At 63.1% G+C, this 24,272-nt stretch carries 22 protein-coding genes and 1 pseudogene; 2 read left to right on the top strand and 21 right to left on the bottom strand.

The genetic code is table 11. From position 1 onward, the window contains the following. Positions 1-8: 8 nt before the first annotated feature. On the bottom strand, positions 9-2,102 hold the full coding sequence (locus LC343_RS06035) for a caspase family protein (RefSeq protein ID WP_223476214.1): 2,094 nt from the start codon (positions 2,100-2,102) through the stop codon (positions 9-11). Positions 2,103-2,629: 527 nt separating this feature from the next. Here LC343_RS06035 and LC343_RS06030 point away from each other — a divergent pair. Further along, positions 2,630-3,568, top strand: coding sequence for a hypothetical protein (locus LC343_RS06030; protein ID WP_223476213.1), 939 nt, complete (start codon positions 2,630-2,632; stop codon positions 3,566-3,568). On the opposite strand, the gene LC343_RS06025 is transcribed toward LC343_RS06030, so the two are convergent. The 10 genes from LC343_RS06025 to LC343_RS05980 form a co-directional block, all read right to left on the bottom strand. Continuing rightward, complete coding sequence (locus LC343_RS06025; RefSeq protein ID WP_223476212.1) at positions 3,552-4,184, bottom strand: hypothetical protein; 633 nt, start codon at positions 4,182-4,184, stop codon at positions 3,552-3,554. The genes LC343_RS06030 and LC343_RS06025 overlap by 17 nt on opposite strands. Then, positions 4,181-4,660 carry a hypothetical protein gene (locus LC343_RS06020; RefSeq protein WP_223476211.1) on the bottom strand — a complete coding sequence of 160 codons (480 nt, stop codon included), beginning with the start codon at positions 4,658-4,660 and terminating at the stop codon, positions 4,181-4,183. Before LC343_RS06020 ends, LC343_RS06025 begins: the two co-directional genes overlap by 4 nt. A gap of 19 nt (positions 4,661-4,679) precedes the next feature. Beyond that, on the bottom strand, positions 4,680-5,615 hold the full coding sequence (locus tag LC343_RS06015) for a hypothetical protein (RefSeq protein ID WP_223476210.1): 936 nt from the start codon (positions 5,613-5,615) through the stop codon (positions 4,680-4,682). A gap of 16 nt (positions 5,616-5,631) precedes the next feature. Then, positions 5,632-5,916, bottom strand: a complete 285-nt coding sequence (locus LC343_RS06010) for a hypothetical protein (protein WP_223476209.1) — start codon at positions 5,914-5,916, stop codon at positions 5,632-5,634. A gap of 7 nt (positions 5,917-5,923) precedes the next feature. After that, positions 5,924-7,210, bottom strand: a complete 1,287-nt coding sequence (locus LC343_RS06005; RefSeq protein ID WP_223476208.1) for an amidohydrolase family protein — start codon at positions 7,208-7,210, stop codon at positions 5,924-5,926. Next, the gene (locus tag LC343_RS06000) at positions 7,207-8,148 is read right to left on the bottom strand and encodes an ABC transporter permease (protein WP_223476207.1); all 942 of its coding nucleotides are present in this window, start codon (positions 8,146-8,148) and stop codon (positions 7,207-7,209) included. Before LC343_RS06000 ends, LC343_RS06005 begins: the two co-directional genes overlap by 4 nt. A gap of 2 nt (positions 8,149-8,150) precedes the next feature. After that, complete coding sequence (locus tag LC343_RS05995) at positions 8,151-9,200, bottom strand: ABC transporter permease (RefSeq protein WP_223476206.1); 1,050 nt, start codon at positions 9,198-9,200, stop codon at positions 8,151-8,153. Beyond that, a complete protein-coding gene (locus LC343_RS05990; protein ID WP_223476205.1) occupies positions 9,190-10,743 on the bottom strand; it encodes an ABC transporter ATP-binding protein in 1,554 nt (517 codons plus the stop codon). Before LC343_RS05990 ends, LC343_RS05995 begins: the two co-directional genes overlap by 11 nt. Continuing rightward, a complete protein-coding gene (locus tag LC343_RS05985; RefSeq protein ID WP_223476204.1) occupies positions 10,743-11,765 on the bottom strand; it encodes a BMP family protein in 1,023 nt (340 codons plus the stop codon). The genes LC343_RS05990 and LC343_RS05985 overlap by 1 nt, the downstream gene beginning before the upstream one ends. 99 nt (positions 11,766-11,864) lie before the next feature. Next, positions 11,865-12,308 (bottom strand): DMT family transporter, encoded by a 444-nt coding sequence (locus LC343_RS05980; protein WP_223476203.1) that lies wholly within the window; start codon positions 12,306-12,308, stop codon positions 11,865-11,867. A 129-nt stretch (positions 12,309-12,437) separates the two neighbouring features. On the opposite strand from LC343_RS05980, the gene LC343_RS05975 reads away from it, so the two are divergent. Then, the gene (locus tag LC343_RS05975) at positions 12,438-12,860 is read left to right on the top strand and encodes an acyl-CoA thioesterase (protein WP_223476202.1); all 423 of its coding nucleotides are present in this window, start codon (positions 12,438-12,440) and stop codon (positions 12,858-12,860) included. Here LC343_RS05975 and LC343_RS05970 read toward each other — a convergent pair. The 10 genes and pseudogenes from LC343_RS05970 to LC343_RS05925 all read right to left on the bottom strand — a co-directional run bounded on the left by LC343_RS05970 (position 12,857) and on the right by LC343_RS05925 (position 24,138). Further along, positions 12,857-13,618 (bottom strand): annotated as a pseudogene (locus tag LC343_RS05970) (IS5 family transposase). The gene LC343_RS05975 and the pseudogene LC343_RS05970 sit on opposite strands and share 4 nt — an antisense overlap. Positions 13,619-13,792: 174 nt before the next feature. Continuing rightward, positions 13,793-14,560, bottom strand: a complete 768-nt coding sequence (locus tag LC343_RS05965; protein WP_223476201.1) for an SDR family oxidoreductase — start codon at positions 14,558-14,560, stop codon at positions 13,793-13,795. Between the two features lie 10 nt (positions 14,561-14,570). Beyond that, positions 14,571-15,455 (bottom strand): 2-oxo acid dehydrogenase subunit E2, encoded by an 885-nt coding sequence (locus LC343_RS05960; protein ID WP_223476200.1) that lies wholly within the window; start codon positions 15,453-15,455, stop codon positions 14,571-14,573. A 10-nt stretch (positions 15,456-15,465) separates the two neighbouring features. Then, positions 15,466-16,896 (bottom strand): NAD-dependent succinate-semialdehyde dehydrogenase, encoded by a 1,431-nt coding sequence (locus tag LC343_RS05955; protein ID WP_223476199.1) that lies wholly within the window; start codon positions 16,894-16,896, stop codon positions 15,466-15,468. 14 nt (positions 16,897-16,910) lie between these two features. Further along, a complete protein-coding gene (locus tag LC343_RS05950) occupies positions 16,911-18,230 on the bottom strand; it encodes a biotin/lipoyl-containing protein (RefSeq protein WP_223476198.1) in 1,320 nt (439 codons plus the stop codon). Continuing rightward, complete coding sequence (locus LC343_RS05945) at positions 18,220-19,218, bottom strand: alpha-ketoacid dehydrogenase subunit beta (protein WP_223476197.1); 999 nt, start codon at positions 19,216-19,218, stop codon at positions 18,220-18,222. Before LC343_RS05945 ends, LC343_RS05950 begins: the two co-directional genes overlap by 11 nt. A gap of 10 nt (positions 19,219-19,228) precedes the next feature. Then, positions 19,229-20,233, bottom strand: a complete 1,005-nt coding sequence (locus tag LC343_RS05940) for a thiamine pyrophosphate-dependent dehydrogenase E1 component subunit alpha (protein ID WP_223476196.1) — start codon at positions 20,231-20,233, stop codon at positions 19,229-19,231. A 10-nt stretch (positions 20,234-20,243) separates the two neighbouring features. Beyond that, complete coding sequence (locus tag LC343_RS05935; RefSeq protein WP_223476195.1) at positions 20,244-21,545, bottom strand: M24 family metallopeptidase; 1,302 nt, start codon at positions 21,543-21,545, stop codon at positions 20,244-20,246. 70 nt (positions 21,546-21,615) lie between these two features. Next, complete coding sequence (locus tag LC343_RS05930) at positions 21,616-22,422, bottom strand: SDR family NAD(P)-dependent oxidoreductase (protein ID WP_223476194.1); 807 nt, start codon at positions 22,420-22,422, stop codon at positions 21,616-21,618. 21 nt (positions 22,423-22,443) lie between these two features. Beyond that, entirely contained in the window at positions 22,444-24,138 is a 1,695-nt protein-coding gene (locus LC343_RS05925) for an extracellular solute-binding protein (protein WP_223476193.1), read from the bottom strand. Positions 24,139-24,272: the final 134 nt, after the last annotated feature.

Here is a 24,272-nt window from a genome sequence, read left to right as displayed (position 1 = left end):
TCCGCGACCTAGTCCGAGACCGAGCCGGGCGGGACGGTTTCGACGGCGACCTGGGAAATGCCGCCTCCAGCGTCATCGCGCGATCTCTTGCGGACGGCGCGTGTCTTTTCGCCGAAGCCCGCTTCCTCGAGCATGGCGCTGAACCCGCCGCGCGCGACTGCGCGTGTTTTTCCAAGCTCGGGCTGCGACAGCCAGCCGAAATCGGCGACGACCGATTGCGGCTCCACCGGGGTGACGATGGCGATCAGCCGCTCGCGGCCATAGTCGCCTTCGATGACGTCGAGAAGATCGATGGCGCGTGACTCACCGGGAAGAAAGCGATCGTTGAACATGTGGTCGATCGAGTAATTGACGCCGGTATACAGGATGTTGAGGTCCAGCGGCCGGTTGGTCTTGTTGCCGACCTCGACCCATACGATGGCGCCGGGCTCGATACGCGGTATGGATGGCGGCGCGATCGGGATGCGTTCTTCGCTGTCCGGGTACTGGATCGAATAGCTGATCTCCAGGCCGGCGCCGCCGGAGCCGGAACCGCCGCCAAGCTTCAGAAGGTTCGCGACGCGGGCGATGCGCGAAAGACTGTCGGCGAGATAGAACGTCGTTTCCTTCGTTTCTCGGTCGGCATAGCCGATCGAAGTGGTTTTGTTGGCCCCGTCTCTGACCAGTTCGCCGCCGCGCGGCACGAGCCACAAGGCGCCGTCGGCGACTTGCAGGTAGATGTCCGCATTGTCGCCCGGCTCAACCATGTCCAGCCGAAGACCTTCTTTCTCGGTGTTGACCAGCGCCTCGATGACGGCATCGATCTCCGCGCGCGTCGCCTCCGGCGCTTCGGACAGATCCGGCTTTGCGACCGCGATCGAAAACCGCATCTCCTCTTGCGCCTTGCGGGCGTAGAAACCGGTGTCGAGCATGACGAAACCGCCATCCACGATTTCGAATTCGGAACGGAAATCGCTCGTCGCGGTAACGCGGATCGTCGCGATCTTCTCGTCGTCGCTCGCAGCCGGACTGTCGAGCAGCGCGAGTTCGTCGCCGACCGAAATGCCGTGCAGGCGTCCGGCCGAGAAGATCCGCTTTCCGCCGTCCTGCTTGACCGGCCATTGCTGGATACGGCCCGCTTCTCCGTCCGCCGCGCCGAACACGGGGGCATCGAGTGCGCCTTCGAAGAGCGGTGTCGGCTGGACCCGGTAACCGATCGAATAGCGGCGCAGCACTTCCTCGCCCAACTGGCGATAGGTCAGCGCCGGGTTCTGCGCCAGCGTCTCGAACAGGGTGAAGGTGAAAAGCCCGTGCGACACGCGGTCCGGATCGTCCGCGGGAAGCCGCATCTCCGGCGTCGTTTCGTTGGTTTGCGCGGCATAGAAGAAAACCTGCTGGCCTTCGGTGGAGCCGGTGGTCTCGATCGTCGCGATTTCGGGTTCGGGCGTTCCGCTGCGGGTCCGGATCGGCTCGACGGCGTCCAGCACGTCCTGCGGGATGCCGAGAGCGGCCGGGCTGATGTCACGGGACTTTTCGGCGTCCAGAGGATCGCCGGACGGCGCCGCGCGGGTCACGGTGCCCGAGTGGCAGCTGTCGAAGATGGCCCAGATATTCGCACCCTTGTCCGTCAGCGCCGTGATCATCGCGCCGAGTTCATCGTCGACAAGCGCATTGGGAACCGTGCCGGTTGCCTGGTCCCAGCCGGAGATGTCGGCGGGCAGGAACAGTTCGTCCATGCCGTCCTGCTCGGAGCCCGGCACGAGGGCGGGTGCCTGCGATCCGTGGCCGGAAAAATGCAGGAAGACGAAATCGCCGGGCTCGACCTCTTCGGCGAGGCTGGCGAAGGCCTCGCGAATATGGTCGCCGGTCGGTTCCGCCGCGCCTTCGATCCCGTCTGCAAGAACGGTGATCTCGCTTTCCTCGAAATCGAGGGGCGCACCTTCGAGCAGATACTGGCGCACCAGTTTCGCATCATTTACCGGCCCGTTGAGCCACTTGTCTTCCGACAGATTGGGATATTTCGAAACGGCCACGATCAGGGCATGGTTCGTGCGCGCCCATGCCGGTCCGGCCAGAAGCGTTCCGGCCGCAAGTGCGGCCGCAAGCGCAGCTCGTGTCTTCAAAGACCACTTCATCATCCCGTTCCCTCAAATCGTGCTCCGGTTCGCCTGCGCGAAGGCATTGGCGCTCCGGGTCCTGTCATTTCCGCGCCCGGCTTGCGGGGCGTACATGTTCTGGTCGCGGCCAGAAGTTTCGGTTCAAGCATGGAGAAAATTGGGCGGTTCTCGCAGAATCTTTCAAGCGGTAATGTCTGGTGATGATTCCGGGAGTGGTCAGCCGCCGATGCACGACACGCACAATTCGCCAATTTCAGCCTCCCAACCCCTGAAATCTTGGTATTTTGCACGGTAGCCGCGAAGTCGCCGCATGCAACCGGGAAATGCAAAAAATGCATCGCGTATTTTCTCGATAAAGCGCCGTAATCGCTGCATTTAGCGGACTGCCGCGCAGCTTTGTGGCAGAAAGCGGGCATGCGGTTACCCGGTCAACCCTCTGTTCAGGGGGGCGCTTTCGCGGGGATACTTCCGCTAACGGGTTGTGGTTGCGACGACGGCAGCCGGGAAACGTAGGCAAATGAAGGGCTGACGACGTGTTCGAACCCTATCTCGAAAGGCTGGCAGGCTTTCCCGGCGTCCTCCTTGCGGTCATCGGCCTCTTCTACATTTTCGCGGGGCTCGTGCTCGCGCGCCAGGTGATGCTTGACCGGGTGCTTACACGCGCAATCGAAATGATCTCCTTTGAAAAGCCCAGCCGGCTCGAGCGTTTCGAGACCGCGTGGATGACATCGGGCGCGATCCTCGTCTTCGCGTCCGGCGCGGCGCTGCTCGTCCTGTCCGGCATCGCCGTCTGGCTGTTCGCGGCTGCTATGCTGCAACAGGTCATCTACCTGACATGGCTGGCGCCGCGCTATTTCGATCGCGATGAGGAGCCGGACCCGGCCGGGCGCAGGCAAACCATAAACGCCGCCTTCATTTTCGGCGCGTGCGCGCTCGGTGTCGCGGCGGCAGGGCTTTCGGGCAAGCTTCTTCCGTTGACGGGCGACGGAATGCCTTCACTCGTCGCCGCAGGGTCCATGCTCGCCGTCTATGTCGTCTGGGTCGCGATCAGGTCCCGCATGCCGGCCGGAAATGGTGGGCTTGGGGCCGGACTGGAACCGGTCGAACCTGACGAGGCGCTGATGGACATGACGCGGATCCGTGCGCTCAGTCTTTCGCCGGAGCACTGGGCCTGGCCGGTCCATATCGAATTTTTCGAGGACGATGCGGAATACAATTCACCGATCCGTCTCGGCCTGTCCGGCAAGCTCGCGGACGAACTCACCGCGTGGCAGGACGAGTTCGATGCCGCCTGTGAAGAGGTGGATGAGGAGCCCGTTGCCATGTGGGCGGAGGGTCAACAGGCGCGCCATGTCGAACGCGCGGCCCAACTGGCGGCTGCGATGCGTGCGGAACTGCGTGCGTCGGGGGTGGAGCACATCCAGGTGCGCTATCGGGATGTGAGCGGCGAACTCGTTACGCTGGAGGATTAGGCCCCGGTTCCGTTTCCGGGGCGTCGGTTTTGGCGAACACCACCGCAAAGATCTTCGCGGACAGGCTTTCGCTGGCGCGCCATGGCGCGTGCTTCCATGAGTAGAATATGCCAACCAGGATCATCAGGGCGAGCGGCGTCATGGCTTCGCCCATCAACCGGTCGCCGCGGCCGTCCGCGAGAGCGGCGATGCCGATGCCGACGCCGCCGATGAGGCACAGGGCGCCGACAATGAACATCGCGAGCCGGGAGCGGCCATATTCTCCGATCGTGACCGGAAGGTCCGGAGCGACTTCGCCGAGCCTGGTCGCGATGGCGCCGACTGCGGAAAGAAAGCTCACATAATCCGGATCGCTCATCGAACGGGCCGCGTAGGTGGTGCGGCTGAGAGAAAACTTTTGCGCGTCGTTCGCCGTGATCAGGTCGATCCGGCTGAGCCGCGATCCACGGATCGTGTGCTCCACGAATGCGGCGCGGGAGATATCAGGCCAGGCGAGCCGCCATTTCTCGCGGCCATCATTGTCCGAACAGGTCAGATGCGTCTCGCCGATCTCGACGGTCTGACTGCCGGCCAGAAGCGCCGGCTTGTATGTCACGCGAACGGGAAGTTCGGTCATGGCGTTTCGATCCGTTTTTGCGCCCAGGCGGTGACCACGCAGGCGGCGGCGATGCCGAGCGGGATCGTGACCCACCCGACGAGGATGTTGCCGATGATGGCGAAGTAGAACGAGAGCATGAGCGCCCGCCGGATCATCTCGATCATGCTGAGCGGGTCGCTTGCCATGTCGGAGAGAAAAGCGACGAACGCGATCAGCCACATGAAGACCGACGAGGCGATTGCCGACACCGCGCCCGCTCCGACGGCGCGCCACATGCCGAAACCGTCATGACCCGGTACGAGCCATCGCCACGCCGCCGCCATGGAGGCCGTGCCGCCGATAATGGCGGACAGGCTTATGATCTGGACCTGGCCGGCGCCGATAAAGTCATCGGTGATGATGAAGACCGCGAGAGCGCTCGCCACGAAACCGGCGATCGCCGCGAAGAGCGTCCCCGTGCGAACCGTATCCTCGTAACGTGCCGCGAATGCCATGACCGATCCCCCGGAGTGTCTAGACAAGCGCCAGTCGCATGGCAAACAAACCGATGGGCACGGTGATCAACGCCAGCGGAATGATGAAGAAGGCGAGGAAATCGGAAAACCGCCAGCGCACAACGTAGAACGTGCCATCGGGCGATTGCATGGCACGCACGGTTTCGCCGGGCAGGTAACGCGCTTCGCGCAACTCGCGCGCCTCGGGAATGGGCACCCAGCCATAGGTGATACCCTGAAGGAGAATTTTCTCGTTGTTGATCGCGTCGGGAAATTCGACTTCGACATCGAGATAGGCCGCGATGTTTCCGTTGCCGACCTGATGTGGCCGAACGCGCGAGTCGACGACCCGCATGTCGTGGCGCGGCCATGTTATCGAGTAGGGAGGAGGGTCGCCGAAAGTCCACATCGCATAAAGCAGAATGAGGGGCACGGCCGTGAATGCCATGCCGAAACCGAACGCGATCGGCCGGAAGGAATAGCCGGCATTGCTGCGAACCGCGTCACCGCCCTGGCTGCGCCATCGGCGTTCGAAAAAGGGTCGGAAAAAGAGAAAGCCGATGAATGCCGCAACGATCGTGAAGGCAATCGCGGGAATGAGAAGGAAAGGTCGCCAGGTTGCCGGGTAGGCGACATTGCCGCCCGGCGCGAGCCGCGCACTGACCGTGGCCCCGACCGGCCAGGCATCCACAACCGCGTCCCGGCCATCCACCGCGTTCCTGACCAGAAGGCGAATTGGCGTCCTGATGACCCGGCCGTTATCGATCTCGACGATCGGATCGGTCCGAACCACATTGCCCCAGCCGTCATACACCTCGCGCGTGTCGTGACGCATGACGGTGACGTCGGTGCGTTCCCAGAATATCGAGATTGCCGGAGGCGATCCGAAAAGCCAGATCGCCAGCAGCACGATGACGAGGATCGTGCCGAAAAATATCTTGCCAAGCAGGTTCATCTCACCGGTTTCTCCGTCAAGACGCGATCCCCGACAGGAGAACGAACGGGAAGAAGAGGATGAGGCCGGCAAGACCGATGCCGTGCAGAACGATGCCGCGTTTGACGGACTTGCGCTTCTTTTCGTCGGCGATGGAGTCGATATAGCGGTTGGACCACACGAAGCCCGGCTGTTCGCCCTGCGCATGGCAGCGCGCGACGTAGGCGGGCCACGGCCTGATCGCCATCACGGCGCCGATGATCCCGATGGCAATGCTGACGACGAGGCCGGCAATACCGGCATAGGCGAGGAACTGAACCATGGAGTGTTTACGCCGGCGGCTGGAAACGCCGGGTCACACTGGCGGGGCGTCCGGGCAGCGACATCGCGCTCTCGCCCTTTGCGCGCCGCGCGACGACATTTCCCTTCGACACGACCAGCAGTCGTCCCGGCCGCAAGCGGATCGCCTCGATAGGATCGCCAGCGTCGAGTACGACCAGACTGGCCCTCTTGCCCTTTTCCAACCCGTAATCCTCCAACCCCATGATCGCGGCAGTTTCCGTCGTGACCATGTCGAAACAACGGCGCATCTCCGCCGGGCTCGTCATTTGGGCGACGTGGAGGCCCATGAAGGCGACGTCGAGCATGTCGGCGGTGCCGAGCGGATACCATGGATCGAGAACACAGTCCTGCCCCCATGCGACGCGGATGCCATGGGCGAGCATCTCGGGCACGCGGGTCAGGCCGCGCCGTTTCGGATAGGTGTCGTGGCGGCCCTGGATCGTGATGTTGATCAGGGGATTGGGAACCGCCGAAACCTGCGCTTCGGCCATCAGCGGCAGCAGTTTGGAGACATAGTAATTGTCCATCGAATGCATCGAGGTCAGATGCGATCCGTTCACCCGGCCCTGCAGGCCGAGCCGCTGCGTCTCGTAGGCGAGCTGTTCGACGTGGCGTGACATCGGGTCGTCGGTTTCGTCACAGTGGAGGTCAACGCGCAGTCCGCGCTCCGCGGCGATCTCGCAAAGCTCGGTCACCGAGCGTCGGCCGTCCTCCATCGTCCGCTCGAAATGCGGGATGCCGCCGACGACATCGACGCCCATATCCAGCGCCTGGATGGTGATTTCGCGGGCCTTGGGCGCGCGATAGAACCCGTCCTGCGGGAAAGCGACGAGCTGCAGGTCGAGATAGGGTTTCACCATCTCGCGCACGGCCAGCAATCCGCGCACGCCGGTCATCGCGTTGTCGTCGGAGGTGTCGACATGGGACCGGATGGCGAGCAGGCCCATCGAGACGGCCCAGTCGCAATAGGCCAGCGCCCGCTCCACGACGGCTTCTTCGGTCAGGAGTGGCTTCAATTCGCCCCACAGCGAGATGCCTTCGAGCAACGTGCCGGACGCGTTGATGCGCGGCAGGCCATAGGAAAGCGTCGCGTCCATGTGGAAATGCGGATCGATGAAAGGCGGCGAGACGAGATTGCCGGATATGTCGATGGTCTCGCCGGCCTCGGCGGTGATGTCCGGCTCGATCGCGGCGATCGTGTCGCCCGCGATCGCGATATCCGCCGATGTTCCGTCGGGCAGGACGCCGCCCTTCAACAGCAGGTCGAAACTCATCTCTCACCTTTTTGATAGGGGACCATCAGCGCCTTCGGATAGGTCGCACGCCGCGCCACGACAATAAGTGCGAGGATGGATAGCACATAGGGCATCATCAGGAATATCTGGTAGGGGATGACACCCCCGGTCACCTGCTGGAGGCGGACCTGGTACGCGTCGAAGGCAGCGAACAGGATCGCGCCGATCAGCGCCTTGCCCGGCCGCCATGATCCGAAGACGACGAGCGCGATGCAGATCCAGCCGCGTCCGTTGATCATCTCGAAGAAGAAGGAATTGAAGGCGCTCATGGTCAGGAACGCGCCGCCGACCGCCATCAGCGCGGACCCGACGGCGACCGCGCCCATGCGCATTGCCGTGACGCTGATGCCCTGCGCCTCGACGGCGGAGGGGTTTTCCCCGACCGCGCGCACGGCGATTCCCACCGGCGTGCGATAGAGAACCCACGCGACGAGCGCGACGGTGACATAGGCGAGATATGTCAGCGGCGTCTGGTTGAACAGGGCAGGGCCGATAAGCGGTATGTCCGACAGGCCGGGAATGGCGAAGGGCTGGAACGGCTCGATCTTGGGTGGCGACGTCACCTCCGGCAGCGAGACGCGATAGGTGAAATAGGTCAGGCTGGTCGCCAGCAGCGTGATGCCGATGCCGGTGACGTGCTGCGACAGGCCGAGCGGGACGGTCAGGAAACCGTGCAACAATCCGAAGACGACGCCGGTCAGCGCCGCCACCGCCACGCCGAGCCAGAGATCGCCGCCGGCATAGACCGTGATCCAGCCGGCGAAGGCCCCGGCGGTCATGATCCCCTCGATACCGAGATTGAGCACGCCCGCCCGTTCGCAGATCAGTTCGCCCATCGTCGCGAAGATCAGCGGCGAAGCGATGCGGATCGCCGCCACCCAGAAACTCGTCGTCAGCAGGATATCGAAGGCTTCCATCACTACTTCCACCTGATCCTGTAGCGCGTCAGCATGATCGCGGTGACCATGGTCAGGAGCGCGGTCGCGACCATCACCTGGGCGATGTAGCTCGGTACGCCCGCCGACCGGCTCATCGCGTCCGCGCCGACGAAAATGCCGGCGACGAAGATCGCGGATGCGACCACGCCGAGCGGATTGAGCATGGCCAGCATGGCGACGACGATGCCCGTGTAGCCGAAGCCCGGCGACAGATCGAGCGTCAGGTTGCCCTTGAGGCCGGCGACTTCGGAGAAGCCGGCGAGCGCCGCGAGACCGCCGGAGAGCAGCGCCGTTTTCATCAGAACCCGGTTCACCGGAATGCCGGCGAAACGTGCCGCTTCGGCATTGTTGCCGACGGCGCGCATCTCGTAGCCGAGCGTGGTCTTTTTCATGACCACCCACATCACGACGGCGCTGGCCACGGCGATGACGAAGCCGAAATGCAGCCGCTTGCCCTGGATCAGCCTTGGCAGCTGGGCGTCGGCGATCACCCGTTTCGACTGCGGCCAGCCGAGCCCCATCGGATCCTTCAACACGCCTTCGAGCAGCATCGATACGAACAGGATGACGATGAAGTTCAACAGCAGGGTCGTGACGACTTCGTCGACGCCGAACCGGACCTTGAGGACGGCGGGGCCGAGCAGCAGCAACGCCCCGGCCAGCATCGCGCAGATCATGATGAGCGGGATCAGCGCCGGCGTGGGCATCGCGACCGCGCCTGTCCCGAGCACGACTGTCACCACCGCGCCGATATAGAGCTGCGCTTCGGCGCCGATATTCCAGAGTTTGGCACGGAAGGCGACGGCGACCGCAAGCCCGGTGAAGATCAGCGGTGTTGCCCGCGTCAGCGTTTCCAGCAGGGCGAATTGCGATCCTGCCGCGCCTTTCGCGACCAACCAGAAGACGTTGAAGGGCGATGCGCCCGCGATCAGCACCAGAAGAGAAGCGATGACGATCGTGGCGAGGATCGCGCCGGCGGGATAGAGCAGGGTGGTCGCGAGCCCGGGCGTCGGTTTCGGTTCAAGCCGCATCGGTCACCCCGTCTGCAAATCCGTGCCCGGCCATGCGCTCGCCGATCTCGCGCACCGACAATTCGCCGCGTTTCGAAGGCGGCGAAAGACGGCCCTTGGAAATCACAATCACGCGGTCGGCCAGCGCCAGAACCTCGTCCAGATCCTCGGAGATCAGCAGCACCGCCGCGCCGCGATTGCGCGCCTCGAGCAGCTTGGTGTGAACATAGGCGACGGCGCCGACATCGAGGCCGCGCGTCGGCTGGTTTGCGAGGATCACCTGCGGTTCGCCGTCAAAGGCGCGCCCGAGGATAAGCTTCTGCATGTTGCCGCCTGAGAGCAGGCGCACCCGGGCATTCGGGGAGGGACATTTCACGTCATAGTCGCGGATGATGGTCTCGGCGAATTGCTCGGCCGACTTCCAGTCGAGCAGGCCCGCGCGGCTGAAGCGCGGCGAGCGGTAGGCTTCGGAGATCACGTTTTCAGTGACGCTCATGTCGCCGATCATGCCTGTTGCGTGCCGGTCCTCGGGAATGCGCCCGATCCTGTGCGCCAGGGCCGCGCGCGCCGACCAGTCCGAGACGATCTCGTCGCGGATCCGGATCGTGCCGGATTCCGGCTTCGTGGTGCCGGCGATGAGGGAGGCAAGCGCCGCCTGTCCGTTTCCGGAAACGCCTGCAAGGCCGGTGATCTCGCCTTCGCGCAGGGCGAGGTCGATCGCGTCGAGCGGCGCGCCGCCGGCGCGACCCGCCGTCGAGACAGCCACGAGTTCGATCACGGTGTCGCCCGGTGAATGTTCGACGACTTCCGGCTCCTTGATCGTCTCGCCGACCATCAGGGCCGCCAATTCGCCCCGGTCCGTGTCCGCCGTGCGGCGTTCGCCGGAAATCCTGCCCGAGCGCAGCACCAGAACCCGGTCGCTGACGGCCATGACCTCGTTGAGCTTGTGCGAGATGAAGATGATCGAAAGCCCCGTGGCGACCAGCTTTCTGAGCGTCGCGAACAGCGCTTCCGTCTCGAGCGGCGTCAGCACTGCGGTCGGCTCGTCGAGGATGAGAACCCGCGCGTCGCGATAGAGTGCCTTGAGAATCTCGACGCGCTGTCGCTCGCCGACCGACAGGTCCGAGATCAGCGCATCCGCCCGTATCTCCAGACCGAAATCGCGCGACAGCTCTTCGATCCGGGCCAGCGCCCTGCCGCGATCGAAGCGCGGTGCGAACAGGCTTTGCGTGCCGAGCGCGATATTCTCCAGGACGGTCATCTGGTCGGCCAGCGTGAAATGCTGGTGGACCATTCCGATACCAGCGGCGAGCGCGGCGTGCGGCTCGCCGGGCGGCAATGTCTTGCCGAACGCCTCGACCGTGCCCTCGTCGGCCACGTAATGGCCGAACAGGATGTTCATCAACGTGGTCTTGCCGGCGCCGTTTTCGCCAAGCAACGCGATGACCTCGCCCCGCTTCAGGTCGAAGGAAACGGAGTCGCTGGCTGTCAGTGGACCGAAGCGTTTCGTGATGTTCGAGAGGCGGAGTACGGTCTCCGCCTCTCCGCCCCCCTCGGCGTTCATCAGCTCGATTTCGGCTCTTCGTCGTTGATCTCGACCGTGAAGTCACCGGACTTGATGGCGGCTTCCTTCTCGGCGACAAGATCGAGCGCCTCTTGCGGCACCTTGCCTTCGAAGGTGCCGAGCGGTGCGAGCGAGCATCCGCCTTCCTTCATGAAGGAGTAGATACCGTAATTCTCGGCCTTGAACTCGCCGGCCTTCACCTTGGCGATCGCGGCGTCGAGGGTCGGCTCGAAATGCCACAGCGCCGAGGCCACCACCGTGTCCGGATAGTCCGGCTGGGTGTCGATCACGTTGCCGATCGCCAGGATGCCCTTCTCCTTGGCCGCGTCCGAGACGCCGAAACGCTCCGCATACATGATGTCCGCGCCGGCATCGATCTGCGCGAAGGCGGTTTCCTTGGCCTTCGGCGGGTCGAACCACGAGCCGATGAATGCGACCTGGAAGGTGGTGTCCGGCGCCGTTTCGCGCACGCCTGCCATGAAGGCGTGCATCAGGCGGTTCACTTCCGGGATCGGGAAGCCGCCGACCATGCCGATATTCTTCGACTCGGTCATCGCACCGGCGATGATGCCGGAAAGATAGGAGGCGTCCTGGATGTAGTTGTCGAAGACGGCGAGGTTCGGCGTGTCGTCCTGTGGCAGGAAGGAAGACCCCATCAGATAGGCCGTGTCCGGATAGTCGCGCGCGACCTGGCGGGCGGCTTCCTCGACAGCGAAGATCTCGCCGACGATCAGGTCGTGACCGGCTTCGGAATATTCGCGCATCACGCGCTCATAGTCGCTGTTCGACGTGTTCTCGGAAAAGACGTATTCGATGTCGCCGCGCTCGGCGGCGGCGTTGGCCGCGATATGGATGCGGCTCACCCATTGCTGCTCGACGGGAACGGTGTAGATCGCCGCGACCTTGAGCTTTTCCTGCGCGGCGGCCCGGCCGATCAGGCCCGGCATGGCGAGAACCGATGCGCCCGCGGCGCCTGCCTTGAGCAGCCTCCGGCGGGTTGTGGTGAAGGATTTGTTGGACATTGCGCGCACTCCTGCTTGTTGAAAATCCGGTAACCCGCCAAAATTTTGATCAGATGGTAAATCGGGATCAAAAAAACGGCAAGAGGCGGAGATGTTTCCTCACAGGCGTGACATGACGAGCCCGGCTCCGACCAGGATGACCGCGACGACACGCTGCCAGCTGATCTCATGGACCGGGAGTCCGAAGGCGCCGGCGCGGTCGATCAGGATGGCCGCGAACATCTGCCCGATAATGATCGCGGCGATCAACGTCACCACGCCGAGCCGGGACACGCCCCAGACCGATGTCCAGACATAGAAGGCGCCGAGCAGGCCGCCCAAGAGCATCCATGGCCTGATTTCGCGGACCAGCGTCAGGCTCGGAAAGGCGTTGCGCACGGCGATCAGGGCAAAAAGCGCGATGAAGCCGACGGCGAAGGATATGGCTGTGGCGACGATGCTGTCGTCGAGCGTGCGCGCCAGGGCGGCGTTCACCGGCGGCTGCAGGCCGATCGCTACGCCGCCGGCAAAGACGCAGAGCAGCGCTATCCAGAATCCGGTCATGGTATTGTCCCCGTAGTCAGCCGCGACACGCTATACGAAACGAAGCCGACGCGTCACCCGTCGCTGCGCATTGCCTCGCCTGCACCGAATCCGCATAAGGGCGCGTGACGATCTGACGGGAGAACTGCCTTGGCTACCGAAATCGAATGCTATCGCGGCGTCGTGCATCCGTGGCTGTGCGACAGCATGGGACACATGACGACGCGTCACTACACGGCGATGTTCGACGATGCGTCCTATCACCTCTTCGCCACGCTCGGTTATACACCCGACCATCTCGCATCCGGCATCGGGATCGCCGACGTGAAGCTGACGACGACGTTCCTCGCCGAACTGAGCGCCGGGTCGCTGATCATCGTCCATGGCCGGGTCGTCCGCGTCGGCAACAAGTCGATGACCGCGCATTACCGCATGCGCAACCTGCACACCGGCGAGATCGCCGCCGAACTGGAATCGGTCACCGCGCAATTCGACATGAAGGCGCGGCGAGGGATGCCGATCCTGCCCGAGGTCCGCGCTACGGCCGAGAAGATGCTGTCCGAGCCCGACTAGGACGTGGACTCATTAACCCGTAGCCACAGGCGGATGCAGACGAGCTTGATAAAGGCAAGGTAGTTCGCAGCCAGCTTGTCACAACGGGTGGCCACGCGCCGGCAATGCTTGATCCGGTTGAAGAACCGCTCGACCCGATTGCGGTCCCGCTATAGGTGCCGGCTTAAGCAGATCGGCGATGTCCTGTTTCGTTTCGGTGGTATGTTGGCCCACGCGCCGCGCACTGCGACAAAAGTCCTGATCCAGTCTGCGTCGTATCCTCGGTCGGCCAAGAGCTGCGCGTTCGGCTGAAGCGAGCTCAGGAGCGTCGAGCAGAGCCGGTTGTCGTGCGCCTGACCGCAGGTGAGACCGAGCCGTACCGGCAAGCCGTTGGCATCCACGACAGCGTGGAGCTTGGTTGTGAGCCCGCCACGCGAGCGGCCGATGCTCTCGGCGGGACCACCGGTAACGCAGGCACCGTGCTGGTGCACGCGGATTATGGATGTGTCGATCATCTGGATCGCTGCGTCGTGATCGACGGCGAGGCATTCCATGATCCTTTCCCACACGCCCGCCCTGCGCCACCGGACAAATCGGTTGTAGCAAGTTGTGTAGAGACCATACCGCTCCGGCAGGTCACATCATGGCGCTCCTGATCGCAGAACCCAGAAGATGCCATTTAGGAGCCGCCGGTCATCAACGCGCGGGACGCCACGCGGTTTGCTCGGCAGGATCGGCTGGATGATGTTCCATTCGGTTTCGCTGAGGGCGTATCGCATGATGGAGGCTCTTTTTTCGGAGCTTGAATCAGGCCAAGGCACCTGTTCTCAAGCGGGATCGCATGTCTGAATTCCACCCGGAAGCGGTCGTCGTTCCGCCAAGCTACGAGGGCAGTTCATGACCCAAAGCGGCCCAACTGAAATCTCACTTTTTACGTCCGTGAACATACTTGCCTATCGCGCGAGCCAGCCGCCGTCGACGGGCAGGATAGACCCATGCACGAAACTTGCGGCCTCGGACGCGAGGAACACGACCGGGCCGGCGATATCGGCCGGCTCTCCCCAGCGTTTGGCTGGAACACGCGCCATCAATTCGGCGCTGCGTTTGTCGTCGGCCTGCAGAGCCGCTGTGTTGTCGGTAGCGATGTAGCCGGGCGCGACCGCATTGACGTTGATGCTCATCGACGCCCACTCATTGGCTAAGGAGCGCGTCAGTTGTGCGACTCCAGCTTTTGCGGATGCGTAGCTCGGCACGTTGATCCCGCCCTGGAAGGAAAGCACAGAGGCGACGAAAATGATCTTGCCGCTGCCGCGTTGGATCATGCGCCTGCCGATCTCGCGCGTCAGGACGAAAGGCGCCGAGAGGTCGACCTCGATCACGTGGTCCCAATCCTCGTCGGAATGTTCTGCGGCCGGCGCGCGGCGGATGGTGCCGGCATTGTTGACGAGGATATCGATCGAATGACCGTCCTCGTCGAGTTGTTCTAGAAAGCTGTGCAACGCTGCGCGGTCGGAAAAGTCGCAGCGATGGGCATCGAAACGCCGGCCGGCCGCCAGCACATCTCTTTCGACGTCGCTTCCCAGTGTTTCCAGACCGGCGCTGACGCCGACGATGTCCGCGCCGGCCTCTGCGAGAGCGTTCGCAATGGCGCGGCCGATGCCGCGACGGCAACCGGTGACCAGCGCGGTCTTGCCGGAAAGATCGAATGGGCCGTTCGACATGCGATTCTCCTCAGATCAGAATGCGCCGGGGATCGGCGAGAAGCCGCGCGAACTGGGCGAGAAACCGTGCCGCGTCGGCACCGTTGATGACCCGGTGATCGTATGAGAGGTCCAGCGGCGCCATCGGAACCGGCTTAAATGTATCCCCATCCCAGACCGGTGCGATTTCGGCGCGCGTGATGCCGAGGATCGCCAGTTCCGGAGGATTGACGATCGGGGTGAAGGCGGTGCCGCCGATGCTGCCGAGATTGGTGATAGACATCGACGCGCCCCCCATCTCTTCCGGCCGCACTTTTCGGTCCTTGGCGCGACCGGCGAGATCGGCGATCTCAGCGGCAATGGCCCAAAGCCCCTTACGATCGGCGTCCCGGATCACCGGCACCAGCAGCCCGCGCGGCGTATCGACTGCTATGCCGATATGAACGAAGTTCTTCATGATCAGCGTCTTGCCATCGGGCGACAGAGAGGCATTGAAGCGAGGAAAGTCGCGCAGAGTCCGGGCGAGCGCCCTGACTTGGAAGGCGAGAGCGGTCAGTTTGACCCCCCGCGCGCGCCCTTCTTCCTTCAACGTGGCACGGAAGCTTTCGATAGCGCTCATGTCGGCGCGGTCGTGATGGGTGACCGCCGGGATTAAAGCCTGCGCCGCGGCAAGATTATCCGAGGCGACCTGCGCGAAGCGCGACATCGGTTCCTCGGTGACCGGACCGAATGCGGAATGGTCAACGTCCCAATATGACGTCCCGTCGGCAGCGGCGGAAGGCTTGTCGCCTGCCTTGCGGTCAAGATCCTCTTTGGCAATCGTCTCCCGCCCCAGTTCGTCGGCCAAAGCGTCTATGTCTATACCCTTGCGCCCGGCGAGAGCGCGGGTCGACGGGCTGGCGATGGCGGCTGTCATTGGCGTCTCCTCACCAGTTTGCGGAAATGTATTGGGTTTCCATGAACTCCAGCATGCCCTCGTGGCCGCCTTCGCGGCCGAGGCCCGACTGCTTAACGCCTCCGAACGGGGCGGCGGGATCGGAAACCAGGCCACGGTTGAGGCCGACCATGCCGTATTCAAGCTGTTCGCAGACCTTCATGCCTCGCTTCATGTCCTCGGTGAAGACATAGGCGACGAGACCGTATTCGGTGTCGTTGGCCCGGCGAATGACGTCGGACTCGTCGGCGAAGGTCTGGATCGCGGCGACCGGGCCGAAGATCTCGTCATGGATACATTCGGCGTCCTCGGAGACGCCGAAGAGGACCGTCGGTGGGTAGAAGAAACCCTTGCTGTTTGGAATGGTGCCGCCGAGGCGCAGTTCCGCGCCCTTTGCAACCGCATCCTCGACGAAATGTGCGACCTTGTCGCGCGTATCGGCATTGACCAGAGGGCCGACATCTACGCCTGCGTCGAGGCCATTGCCGACTTTCAGGGCGGCCATTTTCTGCGTGAATTTCTGCGTGAAGGCCTCGGCCACCTCTTCATGCACGTAGAAGCGATTGGCCGCCGTGCAGGCTTCGCCGAGATTGCGCATTTTGGCGAGCATCGCGCCCTCGACGGCGGTGTCAATGTCGGCATCCTCGAAGACGAGCAGTGGCGCGTTGCCGCCGAGTTCCATCGCCGGCTTGAGCACCTGGTCGGCGGCGGCATGTAGTAGCTTGCGACCGACGCCTGTCGAACCCGTGAACGAGATCACGCGCACACGCGGATCATGCAGCATGTGGTCGACGAGCGCGCCGCTCCTTTTCGACGGCAGGACGTTAACAAGCCCCTTGGGCACGCCTGCTTCCTCCAGAAGCGGCATCAGTTCGAGCATCGTCAGCGGCGTTTCGGAGGCGGGCTTGATGATCACCGGGCAACCGGCGGCGAGCGCCGGCGCGATCTTGCGGGTGCCCATGGCCGCCGGGTAGTTCCACGGCGTTACCAGAACAGCGATGCCGGCGGGCTTGTGCTGGACGACGATGCGCGCGCCCGATGCCGGCGCGTGGGTGATCAACCCGTCGGCGCGCACGGCCTCTTCGGAGAACCAACGGAAGAACTCGGCGGAGTAGGTCACTTCGCCCATGGCGTCGGCCCGTGCCTTGCCGTTTTCCAGCGTAATCAACCGCGCGAACTCCTCCAGACGCGCCGTCATCAATTCGAAGGCCTTGCGCAACACCTCGGCGCGTTCGCGCGGCTTGCGGCCAGCCCAGTCGGCAAAGGCGGCCTCGGCGGCATCGAGCGCCGCATCGGCGTCGGCGATTTCGGCGGAGGCGACGGAGGCCAGAACTTCCTCGGTCGCCGGGTTCAGTACATCGAAACGTTCGCCAGCGGCGCCCTTGCGCCACTCGCCGTCGATGTAGAGATCGGTATGTTCCATTCGGTGTCTCCCAGTCAAAGCAGGTGGCGCAGCGGCTCTTCCAGCCGCGCGGCCATTTCATGAACAATCGCGAGCGCCGTTTCCGGTTCCAGCATTCCGGCCGGGAACTCCAGTATTATTTCGAACGTGCCGTTACTGTCGGAAATGCTGATCGCCGGTACGGCGGGCGCGCCGAAATGCGCCTTGGTCACGGCACTGCCGGTCAAGTCCCGCAGGATAAGGTCGGGCGCAAGATCGTCCTGCGATGCCTCGATGGCGGACAGGCCGGAAAGGTCGGGATCGCAAAAGCGAACGCTTTGACGGCGGAGCGGCCGGTGTGCTTGCGCGACCATTCGCCGGCTTTCCGATTGAATGGCGGCGCGCAGGGTGGCGATCGCAAAGGCTGACCACACAGCAAGATCATCGATCTGACTTTCGCCCGCCAGCCACAGACGGAACGCGTCATAACCGCTCCTGTCGACGCGTGCCTCGACGTGGTCGAAGGCGTTGGCGGTTGCGGTGGAGGGCTGCGCGGGCACGGCGGAGAGACGATCGAGATCGGCAACGTGATAGGGTTGGCGATGGCCGTCGGTGGCCAATCGGGCGAGGTCGAGCCCGCGCTCTGCGGCAAGCCGCTTTGCCTTGGGCGACGCAAGAATGCGGTCCCCTGTCGGTGGCTGCGAAGCAGCGCGCTTCGGCGCAGGGCGAGAAGTTTCAGGATTTTTCGGAGAAGCCGGCGTTACCTGTTGTTCTGGTTTCGCGTCCTTCTTTTTAGAGGTATTGCGCTTTACAGGCACCTCGGGTTTTTCAGCTGATATGACAGCGATCACGTCGCCGACAGGGACATTCTCTCCGGCCTCGGCGCGCAATTCTGCGACATAGCCCTCATGACCGGCCTGGACCTCCATGACCGACTTGTCTGTTTCTACCTCCAGCAGGACGTCGTCGGCAGCGACGGCGTCGCCCGGCTGCTTGTGCCAGGCGACAAGCAGACCCGTGTCCTGCGCCATGCCGAGTGCCGGCATGATGACCTCATTGCCGTCCTGCTGCGCGGGGGGCTGCTCGTCGGACGGTGCGTCCGCAGGCGTGGCTTCTTCACGGGCCGCGACCGCACCGGGTTCGTCGGCGATCACGGCGATGACATTGCCAACCGGCACGTTTTCGCCCTCGCGCGCCCGGATATCGGCCAGGTAGCCTTCGGCCTGGGCCTCAACCTCCATCGCCGCCTTGTCGGTTTCGACTTCCATCAACACGTCGCCGATCTTCACTGCGTCCCCCGGCGCCTTGCGCCAAGCGAGGATCAACCCGGTTTCCTGCGCCATGCCGAGCGCCGGCATGATGACTTCATGCGGCATGGAAGAGCTCCCCGCGGACGCTCAGCCGCGCGTTTTCCGCGACCGTTTCCGGCGTCGGTACGGTCAGGTCCTCAAGGGCCGGCGAGAAGGGCACCGGAACGTCCATCGCGCCCATGCGCACGACGGGAGCGTCGAGATGATAGAACGCCTTCTCGCTGATCCGGCTGGCGATCTCGCCGGTGATGCCGAAATTCTGATGTCCCTCGTCGATGACGATGGCGCGGCTGGTCTTGCGCACCGAGGAAAGGATCGTTTCCTCGTCCAGCGGCACGATGGTTCGCGGATCGATCACTTCCGCCGAGATGCCGTCACGGTCGAGCAAATCGGCCGCCTTAAGTGCAACCTGCACCATGGACGATGTCGCGACCAATGTGATTTCGTGGCCTTCGCGCAAGACAGCGGCCTCGCCGAAGGGGATTAGGTATTCCTCCTCCGGGACCGGCGCCTTGTCGTTGTACATCAACTTGTCTTCGAAGATGACGACCGGATTGTCATCACGGATCGCCGTTTTAAGGAGTCCCTTTGCTTCGTAGGCGGAGGATGGCAGGGCAACCTTCAGCCCCGGAATGTGCGCGACGAGGGCGTGCAAGGACTGGGAGTGCTGTGCGGCGGAACGGCGCGTCGCGCCGAGATTGGTGCGGAGCACCAGCGGCACCTGGAGTTTTCCGCCTGACATGTAATGCGTTTTGGCGGCCTGATTACAGAGCTGGTCCATGACGAGGAACAGGAAGTCGCCAAACATCAGGTCGACGATCGGCCGCGAGCCGGTCATCGCCGCGCCGACGGCGATGCCCATGAAACCGGGCTCGGATATCGGCGTGTCGATGATGCGGTCCGGCCCGAATTCCTCGACGAGGCCGGACAAGACCTTGAAGGGAGTGCCGGCTTCGGCGACGTCCTCGCCGATCAAGAAGATTGCCGGGTCGCGCCGCATCTCCTCGGCTATCGCCTCGTTGACGGCTTTCGACAGCGTGATTTCGCGGGACATGGAAGTCTCCTCAGACATAGGAAAGCGCGTGGTCGACGCCGGCAAAGACGTGCATGTCGACCTCACCTGTCGGCGGATAGGCGGCGTCCAGCGCATAATCGACCGCGGCTTTCGCGTCGGCCTTGATCTCGTCATTAATCGCCACCAGTTCGTCGGCTGACAAGACGCCCTCGGCCTCCAGCCACTTGCCAAAATTGACGATAGGATCGCGTGTAATCTTCCACTCGGCTTCCTCGTCCTTCGAACGGTAATAGTCGCGGTTGATGTCGCCGACATGGTGGCCGTGATAGCGGTAGGTCTTCAGTTCGATGAAGAAAGGCCCCTCGCCCTTGCGCGCGCGGGCCACGAGCTTCTGCGCCAGTTCGTTGACGGCGAGAACGTCCTGCCCGTCGACCGAATGCGCCTCAATGCCGAAAGCCTGGGCGCGCGCCGTCAGAGAGCCGGCGGCAATCTCTTCGGTTTTCGTGTATTCCGAGTAGCCATTGTTCTCGCAGGCATAGATGACCGGCAGGCTCCAGAGCGCGGCCATGTTCATGACCTCATACCAGAGGCCCTGCGCCGTCGCGCCGTCGCCGAAGAAGCAGACGGCGACGTCTTTGGTGCCGAGCCGTTTCGCCGAGAAAGCAGCTCCGGTAGCAATCCCCATGGAACCGCCGACGATGGCATTGGCGCCGAGATTGCCATGGCTCTGGTCAGCGATATGCATCGAACCACCCTTGCCGCGGCAGTAGCCTTCCGCCTTGCCAAGCAGTTCGCAGAACATCTCCTTGAACTCCGCACCCTTGGCGACGCAGTGGCCGTGTCCACGGTGGGTGGAAGTGATCTTGTCAGTGTCCTCCAGCGCCTCGCAGATGCCGACGGCAACCGCCTCCTGGCCCGAATACATATGCGTCAGGCCAGGCATCTTCGCGGACAAATAGAGCTGGTTGGCATTGTCCTCGAAGGCGCGGATGCGGACCATCTGCCGGTACATCTGCAGATAGTCTTCAGTGTTGGTTTTCTTCTTCGGTGCCATGACGGCGTCCTCAATAACGGTGCGAAATCGGTAGCTCTTCGGCGGGGAAAAGGCTAATCACCTGACAGCCGGTGTCGGTGACGACGACCTCTTCCTCGATGCGCGCTGCCGAATAGCCGTCGGAGGCCGGACAGTAGGTTTCGAGCGCGAAGACCATGCCGGTCTCGATCTCCATCGGATTGTCGAGGCTGACAGCGCGGCTGATGATCGGCCGTTCGTGCAACGCCAGACCGAGGCCATGACCAAACTGGAGGCCGAAAGCCGACAATTCGTCCGGGAAGCCGAATTCCTCCGCCTTCGGCCAGACCTTGGCGACGGTATCGGTCGTGACGCCAGGCTTGATGAGCTGGATCGCAGCATCCAGCCATTCGCGGCAGCGGACATAGGCATCGGTTTGCGACGGCGTGGCGCGGCCGACATTGAAGGTCCGGTAGTAGCAGGTGCGATATCCCTGATAGGATTGCAGGATATCGAAGAAGGCCTGGTCGCCGGGCCGGAAATAGCGGTCAGTGAAGTTGTGCGGGTGCGGGTTGCAGCGCTCGCCGGCGATGGCGTTGATCGCCTCCACGTCGTCGGAACCCATTTCGTAGAGCATCTTGTTGGACATCGCGACGATGTCGCTCTCGCGGATGCCCGGCCTGAGTTCCTGCCAGATCATGTGGTAGACGCCGTCGACCATCGAGGCGGCCTGGTTGAGCAGCTGTATCTCGTCGATGTTCTTGATCTCGCGGGCACCGAGCATGATCTGCTGGCCGTCGACAACCTTCACGCCAGCCTCCTGCAGTGCGAAGAACATCGCCGTCTCTGCATAGTCGATGCCGACCGGCATGTCGGCGACGCCGGCCTTCTTGAGAAGAGAATAAATTTCCTCGGCATACCGCTTCATCAGCCCGAAGGAGGGCGGGATGGTGCCGCGCATTCCAACGACACCGGCACGCATGCGTTCGGGATCGAGCCAGTCGCAATATTCGCGGTGATGGACGGCGGCCGAACCAAAGTCCCAGACATAGGGCTCCTCGTCGCCGGCCAGCAATGCGAAGCGGCACATCTTGTCGCGCTCCCACTCACCGATTTTGGTGCCGGAGACATAGCGGATGTTGTTGACGTCGAAGAGCAGAAGCGCGCCGCAGTCCGACTTCTTCAGTGCGTCCTTGGCGCGACTGAGACGATAGCGGCGCAGCCGATCGTGATCGACACGGCGCTCGAAGTCGACCGCGGTATGGCCAAGAGCGGGAATATGCCGGTCCCAGCGCCAGTTTGGATCGATGTCGCCCGGCTGCAGGATGCGCGGATTGAGGGCTGTCGTGTTCATTATATGCCTCCCGTTGCACGCCCGGCGGGCGCGCTGTCATGTGATGGAAATCGTTTGAAGGGCGCGTCGGCTACTGGATGCACCAGCCGCCGTCGATATGGATCATCTGGCCGGTCATGTAGTCGCTCTCTGGGCTGGCCAGGAAAGCGGCAGTGCCCTTGATGTCGTCGGGATAGGAGACGCGCTTGATCTTCAATTCGTTGGCGACGATGTCCTCGTAGGCCTGGCCCTGGCGCTCCTTGAAGCCAATGTCGACGAGGTCCTTGTCGAGTTGTTCCCAGAGCGGTGTCACGACGACGCCCGGCGCATAGCCGTTGACCGTGATGTTGTGCTCGGCGAGCGCCACGGCGCCACAATGGGTCAGCGCCAGGCAGCCATATTTAGAGGTGCAATAGACGGTCACGTCGATCAGCGGCTTGCGCGAGGCGATGGAACCGACATTGATCAGCTTGTAGGGATAATCTTGGGAGCCTTGGGCGATCATCTGTTTCGCGGTCTCCTGCATACCCAGCCACATCGCCTTGGTGTTGACGTTCATGATGAGGTTCCAGTTGTCCTCGTCGATGTCCATGAAGAAGCGGGGCTTGTTCAGGCCCGCATTGAAGACGCCCACATTGATCATGCCAAATGCGTCGACGGTCGCGCTTACGGCCGCTGCGTTATCCTCGCGCTTGGTCACGTCCAACTTGACGGCGATCGCCCTGCCATTGCCGCGATTGTTGATCCGCTCGGCCGTCTCATTGGCGCCATCGAGATCGATGTCGCCAAGGCAGACATTTGCGCCCTGTTCAGCGAAATGTTCGGCATTGGTGGCGCCCATTCCGCGGGCAGCGCCCGTGATCAGGATATTCTTTCCCTTGAGCCTTTGCGGATCCATCTGTTCCTCCCGTTTAGAATTCTAGATTTTCATGGCTTCTTCGGCCCTTGCCTGGGCCTTCTTGAGCGCTTCGCGTGGTCCGATGATGCCGCGCAGCATGTCGTGCATCTCCTCGCCGCAAATCTTGATGATGTCGGAGATCTGCGGGATCGGCGGCCGCGGCCAGAACTGCAGTTCGTCCCGCCAGGACATGCCGTCGACCGCCTCGAATATCGGCGACAGCCGGCTGACCTCGGGATCGGCGCCGACGGAATATCGCGGCGCGGTACGGCTGCCGTTCTGGACATAGAGTTTCTGCGCTTCGGGCGAGGTGAAGGCGATCAGCGCCTCCGCGGCGTCGGCGCAGCGTTCCTCGGGCAGATTGGACGGTATGCCGAGCACATAGCCGCCGACGGGTGCAACCGGAGTACCTCTCGGACCCGCTGGATGCGGAAGATAGCCAGTCTGACCGTAAGCCGGCGATGACGGATCAAGCTCGAAATAGGGCGCCAGAAGTGTGTAGCCGTAGGCCATGGCGATCTTGCCGGCCGCATAGGGGCGAACGCGCTCGTACCAGGACATCGACAATATGTCGGGCGGGGAGAACCGCGCCAGCGCCAGCAGATATTCGGCGGCCTCCAGCGCACCGTCGCTGTCGATCGTCGGATGCAGATCAGCGCGGTCGAGGTGGTCGGCATCATATCCACCGGCAATCTCCTCGAGATTGAGAAGGGGTTGGCCGAAATCGGCACATGTCATCATGAACTGGTGGCCGAGCGCCGTGCCGCGCGCGGCGTTCCAGGCGATACCGTAGCGCCTCTGAGCCGGGTCATGGAACTTTTCGGCTGCGCGCAGCACCGCGTCGGTGGTCGTAGGCGGCTCGAAGCCGGCCTCGGCGAAGAGGTCGCGGCGGAAGAACAGGAGCTCCGGCGTGGTCTGGGCCGGAACGCCATAGGGACGGCCCGCCCAATGCGTGGCGCGCCAGCCCGCGGTGTGGAAATCGCCAGGGTCGAGCCGGTCGACATCCATGACGTCGTCAAGCGGCAGCAGCACGCCCTGGGTGGCGAATTCGCCGATCCAGGGTAAATCGACGGCGATAATATCATAGCGGCTCGTTTTGCGCTGGGCGTTGCGCAGCGCTTCCTCGTGCAATCGGTCGATGGAGAAGGCGCGCTGGTGAATGGAAACGCCAATGACTTGTTCGAACTGGCGCTTGAGGGCATCCATGACCATGAAGGTCGGGTCGCCGTGAACGAGAATGCGTAATCCGCCAGGAAGCGCCAGAGGCTCTGGCAGCACTTGCGGCGGCTGGATCGACTGGCCATAGATATAGGAGCCGCCGAAATAGTAGTCGCGCGTCTTGGTCTCGCGGACGTCGCCGCCGAAAGATTTGGCGGCAAGGCGCTTGATGCGTCCGCACATCTGAAGCCACTGCTCGATGAGTTCGGCGCTCGGATGCAACGTGAAGCTCTTGCCGGTCCGAGTGCGGGGGCGTTGCTCGATGATGCCTGCCTGCTGCATCTCGTTCAGCCGCCTCACGGCCGTGGCGTAGGGCACGCCGGCCGCGGCCGTCAACGATGACGGCGTCACCGGCTTGGCCTCGAGATGGTTGCGGATCAGACAGGTCGCCATCTTGTAATAGGGATCAGGCGTCGCGAGATCGAGCGCTGTTTCCACCTCTAGTTCGAAGTCTTCGAGAAAGTTCATGATCTCGAGGATTTCGTCGCGGGCGCGCATCGAAATCGGTGGGTCTTTCCTTTCCCTGCCTCCATTATTCGTGTTCGGGTTGCGCTGCCGCGTTACGGGCGCAGGAGCCACCGCTTCCGAATTGTCCAAGATGGATTTCGTCGTGGGGGTCATGGCAGCTCCTT

It is taken from the genome of Oricola indica, from assembly GCF_019966595.1.
Lineage (GTDB): Bacteria > Pseudomonadota > Alphaproteobacteria > Rhizobiales > Rhizobiaceae > Oricola > Oricola indica.
This window is presented reverse-complemented; position numbering and strand designations above follow the sequence as displayed.

Bases quoted from the DNA above. Each gene is read 5' to 3' on its own strand.
- LC343_RS06025 (WP_223476212.1), bottom strand. From the start codon at position 4,184: ATGACCGAACTTCCCGTTCGCGTGACATACAAGCCGGCGCTTCTGGCC.
- LC343_RS06020 (WP_223476211.1), bottom strand. From the start codon at position 4,660: ATGGCATTCGCGGCACGTTACGAGGATACGGTTCGCACGGGGACGCTC.
- LC343_RS06015 (WP_223476210.1), bottom strand. From the start codon at position 5,615: ATGAACCTGCTTGGCAAGATATTTTTCGGCACGATCCTCGTCATCGTG.
- LC343_RS06010 (WP_223476209.1), bottom strand. From the start codon at position 5,916: ATGGTTCAGTTCCTCGCCTATGCCGGTATTGCCGGCCTCGTCGTCAGC.
- LC343_RS06005 (WP_223476208.1), bottom strand. From the start codon at position 7,210: ATGAGTTTCGACCTGCTGTTGAAGGGCGGCGTCCTGCCCGACGGAACA.
- LC343_RS06000 (WP_223476207.1), bottom strand. From the start codon at position 8,148: ATGGAAGCCTTCGATATCCTGCTGACGACGAGTTTCTGGGTGGCGGCG.
- LC343_RS05995 (WP_223476206.1), bottom strand. From the start codon at position 9,200: ATGCGGCTTGAACCGAAACCGACGCCCGGGCTCGCGACCACCCTGCTC.
- LC343_RS05990 (WP_223476205.1), bottom strand. From the start codon at position 10,743: ATGAACGCCGAGGGGGGCGGAGAGGCGGAGACCGTACTCCGCCTCTCG.
- LC343_RS05985 (WP_223476204.1), bottom strand. From the start codon at position 11,765: ATGTCCAACAAATCCTTCACCACAACCCGCCGGAGGCTGCTCAAGGCA.
- LC343_RS05980 (WP_223476203.1), bottom strand. From the start codon at position 12,308: ATGACCGGATTCTGGATAGCGCTGCTCTGCGTCTTTGCCGGCGGCGTA.
- LC343_RS05965 (WP_223476201.1), bottom strand. From the start codon at position 14,560: ATGTCGAACGGCCCATTCGATCTTTCCGGCAAGACCGCGCTGGTCACC.
- LC343_RS05960 (WP_223476200.1), bottom strand. From the start codon at position 15,455: ATGACAGCCGCCATCGCCAGCCCGTCGACCCGCGCTCTCGCCGGGCGC.
- LC343_RS05955 (WP_223476199.1), bottom strand. From the start codon at position 16,896: ATGGAACATACCGATCTCTACATCGACGGCGAGTGGCGCAAGGGCGCC.
- LC343_RS05950 (WP_223476198.1), bottom strand. From the start codon at position 18,230: ATGCCGCATGAAGTCATCATGCCGGCGCTCGGCATGGCGCAGGAAACC.
- LC343_RS05945 (WP_223476197.1), bottom strand. From the start codon at position 19,218: ATGTCCCGCGAAATCACGCTGTCGAAAGCCGTCAACGAGGCGATAGCC.
- LC343_RS05940 (WP_223476196.1), bottom strand. From the start codon at position 20,233: ATGGCACCGAAGAAGAAAACCAACACTGAAGACTATCTGCAGATGTAC.
- LC343_RS05935 (WP_223476195.1), bottom strand. From the start codon at position 21,545: ATGAACACGACAGCCCTCAATCCGCGCATCCTGCAGCCGGGCGACATC.
- LC343_RS05930 (WP_223476194.1), bottom strand. From the start codon at position 22,422: ATGGATCCGCAAAGGCTCAAGGGAAAGAATATCCTGATCACGGGCGCT.
- LC343_RS05925 (WP_223476193.1), bottom strand. From the start codon at position 24,138: ATGCGCGCCCGCGACGAAATCCTCGAGATCATGAACTTTCTCGAAGAC.